The sequence below is a fragment of the Corynebacterium sp. genome (assembly GCF_030152825.1).
Lineage (GTDB): Bacteria > Actinomycetota > Actinomycetes > Mycobacteriales > Mycobacteriaceae > Corynebacterium.
Genome location: NZ_JASLIP010000016.1, coordinates 1 through 2944 on the forward strand (window position 1 = coordinate 1; position 2944 = coordinate 2944).

A 2944-nucleotide genomic window follows, 5' to 3' on the forward strand; every position below is an offset into this window, starting at 1 on the left:
CTCCCCCATGACTGGACCGCGTCCAGCAACGATCTCGACGTCCATCCCGGCGGCCTTCAGCGGGACAACGATGTCGCTGAAAAGAATCGCTGCGTCAGCATCGTGGCGAACGACGGGCTGCATCGTGATCTCAGCGAGCAGGTCCGGTATGAAGCAAGAATCCAACATCGGAATGCCCTCGCGAACCTTGCGGTATTCCGGCAGAGAGCGGCCTGCCTGGCGCATCATCCACACGGGGCGGCGGGATGGCTTCTCGCCACGCACCGCTGCCAGATACGGGGCGTCCGCATCGGCGCGTCGGGCGGCGGAGGCCGCAGCGAGATCGGGCGTCAACAACTCATTAGTCATGGTTTCTATTATGCCAGCTATCCCCAAATAACCGGCAGGTGGTGATGGCTCTCTTCTTGGACTTCCCTCGGCGTGGCACCCCCCATCAAAAACCTTAAAGGCTAGGTTTAGACATTGTGAATGAGCTGAAGAACGCGAAAGACAGTCACCAGCGCCCGGGAGCGACCGCGCTCGGCGTCCGTGCCCCCGAGGCGGAGCCTGAACAGACGCCGGAGTATTTCGAGCACGCCGTGAAGTCGATGTCGGAGGCGCCCCTGCGCTCGGGTATCACCATCGCGGAGATTCGGCCCCCGCGTAACCTCGCGCCACTGAGCCACGCGATCGGCCTGGAGATCAGCCAGGTGGACCTGGCCGACCGCATCGCCTCGCAGGAAGAGCCAGATGGCACAGTGGCTGCCGGGGATGCATTCGGCCGACTCATTCTTCTCCACGACCCGCACGGCGAGGAGCCGTGGCAGGGAGCCAAGATGCGCATGGTCGCTTATATCCAGGCCGACATGGACGCCGACGTCGCGTCCGACCCGCTGCTTCCCGAGGTCGCGTGGGACTGGCTCACCGAAGAGCTCCGTGGCCCTGGTGCCGAGTATTCCGACCTCGGTGGCACCGTGACCTCCACTGCCTCCGTGCGTTACGGCGAGATCGGTGGCCCACCGCGTGCCTTCCAGTTGGAAATGCGAGCATCCTGGACCGCGACGGGCGTCGACCTGGAGGGCCACGTTCAGGCTTTTGCGAATGTTCTGGCTAACGTCGCTGGCCTTCCACCCGAGGGCGTCTCGCAGCTGCCGCGCTTCTAGCCTCGCCTCACGCTCTTTCTAGGCGCGCCCGATGTAGGCGCGCCTGCACATTTTTTAACCCCGGCCCCTGCAGGTTGTCACCGTAGGGCCGGGGTTGTTCGCTATCTGATCTGCCTCTAGTAGTAGATGGCGGTCGGGCGACCATGGATCTGCTCGACCTGAACAGGGAAGTCATAGAGGCTGCTGAGCGTCTCCTCGGTCATAACCTCCTCCGGTGTCCCCGTGGTGTGAACCTTGCCGTTCTTCATCGCAACCAGCCGGTCGGAGAACGCAGCGGCCATGTTGATGTCGTGAATGACGATGACGACGGTGCGTCCCTGTTCATGGGCAGCAGCCTTGATCGTGCGCATCATCGACACCGAGTGCTTCATGTCGAGGTTGTTGAGCGGCTCATCCAGCAGGATGTACTCGGTGTCCTGGGCGAGCACCATCGCAACGAAGGCGCGCTGACGCTGACCTCCGGACAACTCGTCGATGAACTTATCGGCGATTTCCCCGAGCTCCATCGTCTCAATCGCCGCATCTACAGCTTCTTCACACTCGGCCGTCAACCGGCCCCGGGAATGCGGGAAGCGGCCGAAAGCCACCAACTCCCTCACACGTATACGGCTCAAGGTGTAGTTTTCCTGCCGCAAAACCGCGAGTATCTTCGCCAGCTCGCGGGTGTCCGTGGCGTAAACGTCCATTCCCGCGACCTCCGCGGTGCCACCATCGGCGTCGATCAGGCGCGCGATGGCAGTCAGAAGAGTGGATTTTCCTGCTCCATTCGCGCCGATGATACTGGTGACCCCGCCCTCGGGAATACGCAGGTCGACGTGATCCAGAACCAGCGAATCGCCGTAGCGTTTGCTGAGTTGCTTAGTCTCAATCACTTGAGTTTCTCCTTCCGCAGGAGCAGGAACAGGAACAAAATACCGCCCAAAAATTCAATCAGCACGGAGACGGTAGTGCCGTAGCTGAAGATCTGCCCCAGAATAAACTGCGCGCCTACGAGGGAGGAAACGCCGAACAGTGCAGCGACCGGGAGGGTCCATGTATGCCGGGTCGTCCCCGTCGCCCGGTAGGCCAAGTGGGCGACGATGAGGCCCAGGAACAAGATCGGGCCAACCAGAGCAGTTGAGGCCGCTACGAGGATGGTGATGGCGGCAAGCATGCCCAGGCTTTCTTTGCGGTACCCCACGCCTAGGCCAATGGAGGTCTCCTGCCCCAGCGCCATAACATCCAGCACGTGGCGTTTATGCCAGATCCAGCCACAAACAACGAGCGTCACCAGCAGCGTGAAGATCAGCAGCGGGCGGTCGATACCGGTGAAGGATGCGAAGAAGGCATCCTGAAGCACCTGGTGCTCGTTGGGGTCGATCATCTTCTGTAGAAGCCCGGCCAGGGACCTAAAGAAGATCCCGCACACCACACCGATGAGCAGCAGCACATCAAGGGTCATCGTTTTGGAGGTCACCAGTGGGCTAAACACGACCACAGCGAAAACCACCATGATCACCGTGTTCAGCACGAAACCCGCAATAGGGTGCATCCCGGTCAGCGCACTGCTGCCGAGGAAAAAGACGATTAGCGTGTTGATCAGCACATAGATCGAATCAAAGCCAATCAGGCTCGGGGTCAGGATGTGATTCCGGGTCAGTGTGTGAAAGACCACCGTGGAAACGCCGGCGGTAATGCCGGCCACGGCGAGCGCGCCGATGGTCGTCAACCGAATGGGCAGAATGAAAGCCCAGGCTCGGGGCAGTTGCCAGAAGATGAAGAGGCCGATCAGCGCCACGGTGATGAGGAGCACCGCTACCAAC

4 protein-coding genes are annotated in these 2944 nt (G+C 61.1%); 1 reads left to right on the forward strand and 3 read right to left on the reverse strand.

The window, feature by feature from the left end:
• On the reverse strand, positions 1–348 hold a 348-nt coding region (locus Q1V78_RS02475; protein WP_300611264.1), incomplete at its 3' end, for a uroporphyrinogen decarboxylase family protein.
• 116 nt (positions 349–464) lie between these two features.
• On the opposite strand from Q1V78_RS02475, the gene Q1V78_RS02480 reads away from it, so the two are divergent.
• Positions 465–1142 carry a DUF3000 domain-containing protein gene (locus Q1V78_RS02480; RefSeq protein WP_300611266.1) on the forward strand — a complete coding sequence of 226 codons (678 nt, stop codon included), beginning with the start codon at positions 465–467 and terminating at the stop codon, positions 1140–1142.
• 116 nt (positions 1143–1258) lie between these two features.
• Here the strand turns inward: Q1V78_RS02480 and Q1V78_RS02485 are convergent, their stop codons facing one another.
• Positions 1259–2014: an ABC transporter ATP-binding protein gene (locus Q1V78_RS02485; RefSeq protein WP_300611268.1), complete on the reverse strand. Its 756-nt coding sequence runs from the start codon at positions 2012–2014 to the stop codon at positions 1259–1261.
• Positions 2011–2943 carry an iron chelate uptake ABC transporter family permease subunit gene (locus Q1V78_RS02490; RefSeq protein ID WP_300611271.1) on the reverse strand — a complete coding sequence of 311 codons (933 nt, stop codon included), beginning with the start codon at positions 2941–2943 and terminating at the stop codon, positions 2011–2013. The genes Q1V78_RS02485 and Q1V78_RS02490 overlap by 4 nt, the downstream gene beginning before the upstream one ends.
• Between the last annotated feature and the right edge of the window lies 1 nt (position 2944).